We start from the raw sequence: 6,704 nt of genomic DNA, 5'->3' as shown, positions 1-6,704 counted from the left end.
CGAACAAAACTGGGTAAAGGTAAGGTCTTATGTGCAGCCGTCATAGCAAACATATCGTAAGGCTCACCGTTAGACGTATCGTGGCCATGAAATTTACGGCCATACCATGAAGCAATGCCTGTTTCAGTAAAACCAGCTTCACTGTGCAGCGGGATATATCGTTTACCAAGAACTTCATAAGGCTGACTGGCTGAAATACTTTTCTTTTCTGAAGTAACAATAACATCTCGCATTTCTTCGGGGTAAGGTGCCCGTAACGGTGCTGCATCATGACGCATATTGTATCGTCCTGATGGAGCGCAGGCTGTGATAAATATTAAAAGTAACAAAAGTAGTAGGTGTTGCATTGTGTTATTTCACCAAAATACGCTTATGGGTTGCAATAGACATAATAATACCGAACCCCGCAAGCAGGGTTACCATGGACGTACCGCCATAGCTGATAAGGGGAAGGGGAACCCCTACTACAGGTAATAATCCTGATACCATACCAATATTTACAAAAACGTAAACAAAGAAGGTCAGGGTGATGCTCGCAGCGAGTAATTTGCCAAACGCATCTTGTGCACTAACGGCAATAAATAAACCGCGAGCAATAATAAATAAATACAGGCTAAGTAGAATTGTGACACCTATAAGACCAAATTCTTCGCTCAGTACGGAAAATATAAAGTCGGTGTGCCTTTCAGGTAAAAACTCTAGTTGCGACTGTGTACCATGGGTCCAGCCTTTACCTTCGACACCGCCAGAGCCTATAGCGATTTTCGACTGGATAATGTGATAGCCCGCGCCGAGCGGATCGCTCTCAGGGTCAAGCATGGTTAAGACGCGGGTCTTTTGATAGCCGTGCATACCATAATGCCAAAAACCATAAATAGCGACAGGCGCAACAGCCAAAGCACCTAATATTAAACGCCAATGAAGACCTGCAAAAAACAAGACAAATAAACCAGAACTAGCAATAAGAATCGATGTACCTAAATCCGGTTGCTTCATTATCAAACGAGTTGGTACGGCAACGATAACTAGTCCAATCGCTAAATGGCGATATTTCGGTGGTAAATGATAGCGGCTAATGTACCAAGCTACCATAATAGGCATCGCGAGTTTCATTATTTCTGATGGCTGAAATCGAATTCCTATATAAAGCCATCGCTGCGCGCCTTTACTGGACACACCAAACATGATGACAGCAACAAGCAAAGCTACACCGACTATATAAATGGGCAATGCCCAGCGCCGCATGTCTGTTGGAGATACTTGTGCAAGGGCAAACATCACAAATAAACCAAGGCCAATTCGTGTAGCTTGTCGAATCACTAAATCAATGTTTTGACCACCGGCGCTATAAACGACCACTAAGCTACCAGCCATTAAAGTCAGGATGGCGACTAACAAAGGCCAGTCCAGGTGTAATCTATCCCAGATGGTTTTATTGTGATTAAGCGCTTTCACGGTTTACCTACCAGTGATTCAGGTTTATTTGAGAAATAATAGTCCATTAGGGTACGCGCAATTGGTGCACCGACAGAGGAGCCTCCGCCTGTATTTTCAACAGCAACGGCCAGCACTATTTCTGGTTTTTCAAATGGTGCAAAACCAACATACATTGCATTATCTCGGTGGCGTTCATCAACCTTCTCTTCATCATAGCGCTCACCTTGAGCAATACTTTTGACCTGAGCAGTACCAGTTTTACCGCCTGATGTATACTGTGCGCCAAAAAATGCGTCGTATGCAGTCCCATTACTTTGATGAACGGTATTGTACATGGCACGCAAGGCAATATCCCAATTTGCCTCATTTTTAAGTTGGATCGGAGGTTTATCATCACGTGCAATAATTTGCACTTGATCACTTAATTTGGTTGCAGACACAAGATGAGGTTGAAAGCGCTGGCCTTTGTTAACAATTACACTCATGGAGTTGGCTATTTGCATTGGTGTGGCGGTCCAGTACCCTTGGCCAATAGAAATATTGGGTGTATCACCAGGGTACCAAGGTAGTTTATATGTTGCCTCTTTCCATTCTCGAGAGGGTAAATTAGCTGTTTTCTCTTCAAAAATATCAATACCAGTGAGTTGGCCAAAGCCGAACTGGTACATAAATTCACTAATTCTATCAATTCCTAGGCGATAGCCCACTTCATAAAAGTAGGTATCGCAACTTTCTTCAATAGCTTTATAAACGTCCACTTTCCCATGCCCCCATGGCTTCCAATCGCGCCATCTATGTTCAGCTTTCGGTAGTTTAAAGAACCCAGGATCATGCATTTGCGTATGCTCTGTTACAACAGTCTCATCCAGAGCAAGAATAGCGAGGTGCGGTTTGATTGTTGAAGCTGGTGGATAAACACCTTTGGTTACACGATTAACAAGCGGTCTATTTGGATTAAGCAGGGCTTTGTAGTCAGCACCACTAATGCCATGGACAAATAGATTAGGATCATAACTAGGATTGGAATAAAACGCTAGAATGCCACCGTCACGGGCATCCATCACAACAACAGCACCGCGTGCACCGTCCAGCGCAGCTTGGGCAATTTGTTGCAACCCAATATCTAAAGTTAGAATGAGATCTTTGCCTGGTTCGGGGGCAGTTGATTTTAAGGTTCTTAAAATTCGACCACGGTTGTTGATTTCAACTTCTTCACTGCCAACAGTACCGTGAAGAATTTCCTCATAATATTTTTCGATACCGAGCTTGCCTATATCGCGTGTGGCACGATAATTAACATCTCTTCCTTGTATTTCCAGTTCAAGATGTTCGCCTTTGTTTATTTTTGCAACATAGCCAAGAGCATGTGTTAGTGCATCCCCATAAGGGTAATGGCGTGCCAAGCGTGCTTCAACACTAAAGCCGGGATATTTATGTTGATTAACTGAGAAAAGAGCAACTTGCTCTGGCGTTAATCGTGATTTAAGAATTTGACTTTTAAAGCGGCGTTTACGTTTAATGCTTTTTAGAAAATCCTCTTGCTGCTCTGACGTAATATCAAATAACCCAGCAATTTCTTTAAGACTTTTATCGAGGTTTTCCGTTTCTTCCGGTATCACTTCCAGATTATACACCGGACGATTTTCCGCCAGTAATACACCATTTCGGTCGTAAATTAAGCCACGGTTGGGTGCAATAGGAATGACTTTAATGCGGTTTTCGTTGGAGCGTGTTTGATAGCTTTGGTACTGATTAACTTGTAAATTAAAGATGTTAACAAATAGAATGCCGACCACAATCAAAACAAATATAAATGCCACAAACGCACGACGAGCGACTAAATTAGCCTCGGCTGAATGATCCCTGATAGTAGCGCGTTGTTTTAACATCTATTTGATTTTATTCTTATTCTCTATGGTACGGGTGATTATTATTCAAACTCCATGCACGATACAAGCTTTCTGCGACAATAATTCGAACCAGCGGATGTGGCAGTGTTAAATTTGATAACGACCACTTTTGCTCTGAAGCTGCAATGCATTCAGGAGCAAGCCCTTCGGGACCACCAATAAGTAAACTGATGTCGCGCCCATCCAGTTGCCATTTGCTCATTTCTTTGGCGAGTTGGTGGGTATCAAGTGCTTTACCTGTGACCTCTAAAGTAACTATTTTGTTCCCTTTAGGAATGGCTGCGAGTGTTTTCTCACCCTCTAGTTGCAAAATGCGCTTAATATCGGCATTTTTGCCACGTTTGCCAGCGGGGATTTCGATTAGCTCCAAGCTCATATCGCGTGGAAAGCGACGCTGATATTCTTGAAAACCAGTTTCAACCCAAGCTGGCATTTTTGTGCCAACAGCAATTAGCTGAATGCGCACAATATTAGCTCCACAATTTTTCTAACTGATAAAAATCGCGCGCGCTTTCTTGCATCACGTGCAGTACAACATCACCAAGATCAAGCAGTACCCATTCACCTTCTTGTTGACCTTCGGTACCGATGATTTCAATGCCTTGTGCTTTTGCTTCTAGTGCAACATTGTTAGCAATTGATTGTACGTGGCGTTTAGAGGTACCTGAGCACACTACCATATAGTCTGTAATTGAAGATTTTTCTGTCATATCAAGAGTGGTAATATCAACAGCTTTAATATCGTCTGCTTTGTCGATAACAAAGTCTAATAGCTCGCGTGGATCCAAAATATTTCCTAGTAACTGGTTTATTTCGTGTAATTGTTAAATTTTAACACGGCTAGCGGGTTTATTGGTAGAGACGATGCTGTTTTATGTAGTCAGAAACCGCTTCTGGCAAGAAATCATTTTTCAATTGCATAAGATTTGAACGTAGTTCTGATGATGATATGGCGACTTGTTGATGTTGAGCTAAATAAATATGACCTGCAAGCGGTAGCTGCTCTAGTGAGTCGTTTATATTTCCTTGGATATAGGGCGCGACTTGAGGATCAGGCTGGAAGGTTTCACCAGGGCGTTGAAATACTAAAAAGTTGCTATTGGCTAGGCATTCTTGCCACTTGAACCAGGTGTGTAAGGTATTGAGGGAATCCATACCAATCAGAAAGAAGATTGGTTCAGTTGGGTATTGTTGGCGAAAACTAATTAAGCTTTCAAGGGCATAACTTGGAGTGTCACGGTTTATTTCACGTAATTCAATAGCAAAATTAGCGTCATTTTGGATCGCGAGATTAATCATATTAATGCGATGTGCGCTAGTAATACCAGAAGTTGCTTTGTGCACAGGTTGCTTACATGGCATAAAAAGCACTTTGTCTGGCTTAAGTAACTGATTTGCTTGTTTGGCTAAGGCGAGGTGACCCGAATGAATAGGGTCAAAAGTGCCACCTAAAATAACAATCATAGATTTGCGTATTGTTCGACTTTATTATTGAAAGGTACTGCAAAGGGCAGTGGACCAATAAACATCAATGAAATATGCAGCAAATGTTGGTATGCGTCGATATGCAGGTGTTGTTTGTAGGCTAAATCGAATTCAGCCAGTGCCGTCATAATTGCATTTAGCTGTGATTGATCAATACGTCTTAGGGCACGTTCAGTAAGTGTTTGTTTGTTTTTCCAAACTTTAAACTGCTGCAATACATTACTGATGCTATCACCAAGAGATACTGCGCGAGCCATTGCCTCTAAGCTTTCGCACTCTCTAACAAGTGCCCATAGAATAATGGTTGGCTCAACATTTTCTTGTTTTAGTTTGAGTACAATTTTACTGATTTGCTCACTATCACCTTTAAGCAATGCATCACTTAAGTCAAAAACATCCAAACGCGACTGATTAACTAAAGTCGGCGCTAATGCCTCAGCACTAATACTGCCTTTTAAACCGAGCAATGAGAGTTTCTCGAGCTCTTGCGCAATTGCAAATAAATTATCTTGATTGTATTCGACCAGCAGAGATTTAGCATCAGCTGTAAGTTGTAAATGGTGTTTTTGGCATTGTTGATCTAACCAAGCAAATAACTGGTTACCTTGCAATGCATAACAAGGAATGAAAATGCCATCTTTATCAAAAGCTTTAAACCATGCACCACGCTGAATATCGCTGCCAACTTTTTCACCTTTAAGCATTAAAATGCAATCAGGATTCGGATTTTGTGCGAGCGATTGTAATAATTTGCTGGCAGCAGCATTGGGTTTACTGTCGCCTAACTCAAGTTCAATTATTTTGCGATTGGAGAAGAGTGATAAGCTGGCGTATTCTTGTAACACTTCTTGCCAGTCAAACTGCGGCGATACAGCAAAACGGATTATTTCATCAAAGCCTTGCGACTTCGCTGCTGATTTTATCTGAGTGGCTGCCACATTTAGTAAAAATGCTTCTTCACCAAACAGTAAGTAAAAAGGCGCTAAGCCTTGTTTTAAATTACTTGCTACTTGATTTGGGTAAATGCGCATTAATACTGGCCAAGTTGACGGATAATTAAGTTGCTCGCCTGAGCTCGTAACTCGCTTAAAATAAGCTCCATTTCACGCGATTTTGCCAGTGCATTATCTGGGTCATCCTGATAATTACGGGTGAGCTCGAAACTGTTGGTAATTGGCTTTTGTTGATCGCGGATAAGTCGATAGCGAACGGTATAAATAAGCTCGTGTTCAGCAACCTGACCATTTGGAAACAAACTTAAGGTGCGTCGCGTCAATGAATCATTTAGTAGTTTGAGTTCAGCACTTGCGTGTGATTCATCCGTAGTATTGATATTACTTAACGCTAAGCTTTTTTGCAGCTCGGCAAACAGTTGCGAATCAGGGTTGTTTGCAGTTACCACCAAGTTTTGTAAATCTTCAGGTAACACAGATGCGGTACGCAGTTTAAAACCACAGCCAACGAGTAATACAAAACACAGCAATAATGCTGTGTTTTGTAAAAAGCGTGGTGCAAACATTAGTTAGCAACCACGTTTAGTAATTTACCTTTAATAAAGATAACTTTACGGATAGTTAAACCATCAGTGAACTTAGTCACATTTGGCTCAGAAAACGCTGCTTTTTCTACTGCTTCTTGGTCTGCATCAGCAGCCACAGTAATTTTACCGCGTACTTTACCGTTAACTTGCACAACAACTAGCTTTTCGTCTTCAACCATTGCTGATTGATCAACTGTTGGCCATGGTGCATCAACTACATCACCGTCTTTACCTAAGCTTAACCAAAGCTCATGACATACGTGTGGTGTAATTGGTGATAGCATGATGATCATTGCTTCAAGCGCTTCATAGCCAATAGCAATATCGTTGCT

General features: G+C 41.7%; 9 protein-coding genes. All 9 read right to left on the bottom strand.

From position 1 onward, the window contains the following. Positions 1–347, bottom strand: a 347-nt coding sequence (locus ABYD77_RS16850; RefSeq protein ID WP_372771261.1) for a septal ring lytic transglycosylase RlpA family protein, incomplete at its 3' end; no start/stop codon positions are given. A 4-nt stretch (positions 348–351) separates the two neighbouring features. Continuing rightward, positions 352–1,455 carry a rod shape-determining protein RodA gene (gene rodA, locus ABYD77_RS16845; RefSeq protein ID WP_372771260.1) on the bottom strand — a complete coding sequence of 368 codons (1,104 nt, stop codon included), beginning with the start codon at positions 1,453–1,455 and terminating at the stop codon, positions 352–354. Next, the gene (gene mrdA / locus ABYD77_RS16840) at positions 1,452–3,326 is read right to left on the bottom strand and encodes a penicillin-binding protein 2 (RefSeq protein WP_372771259.1); all 1,875 of its coding nucleotides are present in this window, start codon (positions 3,324–3,326) and stop codon (positions 1,452–1,454) included. Before mrdA ends, rodA begins: the two co-directional genes overlap by 4 nt. Positions 3,327–3,342: 16 nt before the next feature. Beyond that, positions 3,343–3,813 carry a 23S rRNA (pseudouridine(1915)-N(3))-methyltransferase RlmH gene (gene rlmH, locus ABYD77_RS16835; protein ID WP_372771258.1) on the bottom strand — a complete coding sequence of 157 codons (471 nt, stop codon included), beginning with the start codon at positions 3,811–3,813 and terminating at the stop codon, positions 3,343–3,345. Positions 3,814–3,817: 4 nt separating this feature from the next. Further along, positions 3,818–4,135, bottom strand: coding sequence for a ribosome silencing factor (rsfS, locus tag ABYD77_RS16830; RefSeq protein WP_038641035.1), 318 nt, complete (start codon positions 4,133–4,135; stop codon positions 3,818–3,820). A gap of 61 nt (positions 4,136–4,196) precedes the next feature. Beyond that, positions 4,197–4,811: a nicotinate-nucleotide adenylyltransferase gene (nadD, locus tag ABYD77_RS16825; protein ID WP_372771257.1), complete on the bottom strand. Its 615-nt coding sequence runs from the start codon at positions 4,809–4,811 to the stop codon at positions 4,197–4,199. Further along, positions 4,808–5,863, bottom strand: coding sequence for a DNA polymerase III subunit delta (holA, locus tag ABYD77_RS16820; RefSeq protein WP_372771256.1), 1,056 nt, complete (start codon positions 5,861–5,863; stop codon positions 4,808–4,810). Before holA ends, nadD begins: the two co-directional genes overlap by 4 nt. Continuing rightward, the gene (gene lptE, locus ABYD77_RS16815) at positions 5,863–6,351 is read right to left on the bottom strand and encodes an LPS assembly lipoprotein LptE (protein ID WP_372771255.1); all 489 of its coding nucleotides are present in this window, start codon (positions 6,349–6,351) and stop codon (positions 5,863–5,865) included. The genes holA and lptE overlap by 1 nt, the downstream gene beginning before the upstream one ends. Beyond that, on the bottom strand, positions 6,351–6,704 hold a 354-nt coding region (locus tag ABYD77_RS16810; protein WP_372771254.1), incomplete at its 5' end, for a class I tRNA ligase family protein. The genes lptE and ABYD77_RS16810, both read right to left, overlap by 1 nt.

Source organism: Pseudoalteromonas sp., assembly GCF_041629635.1.
Taxonomy (GTDB): domain Bacteria; phylum Pseudomonadota; class Gammaproteobacteria; order Enterobacterales; family Alteromonadaceae; genus Pseudoalteromonas.
Note: the sequence above shows the minus strand (reverse complement) of the source record. Positions and strands in the feature narration are given on the sequence as shown.

Bases quoted from the DNA above. Each gene is read 5' to 3' on its own strand.
- mrdA (WP_372771259.1), bottom strand. From the start codon at position 3,326: ATGTTAAAACAACGCGCTACTATCAGGGATCATTCAGCCGAGGCTAAT.
- nadD (WP_372771257.1), bottom strand. From the start codon at position 4,811: ATGATTGTTATTTTAGGTGGCACTTTTGACCCTATTCATTCGGGTCAC.
- holA (WP_372771256.1), bottom strand. From the start codon at position 5,863: ATGCGCATTTACCCAAATCAAGTAGCAAGTAATTTAAAACAAGGCTTA.
- lptE (WP_372771255.1), bottom strand. From the start codon at position 6,351: ATGTTTGCACCACGCTTTTTACAAAACACAGCATTATTGCTGTGTTTT.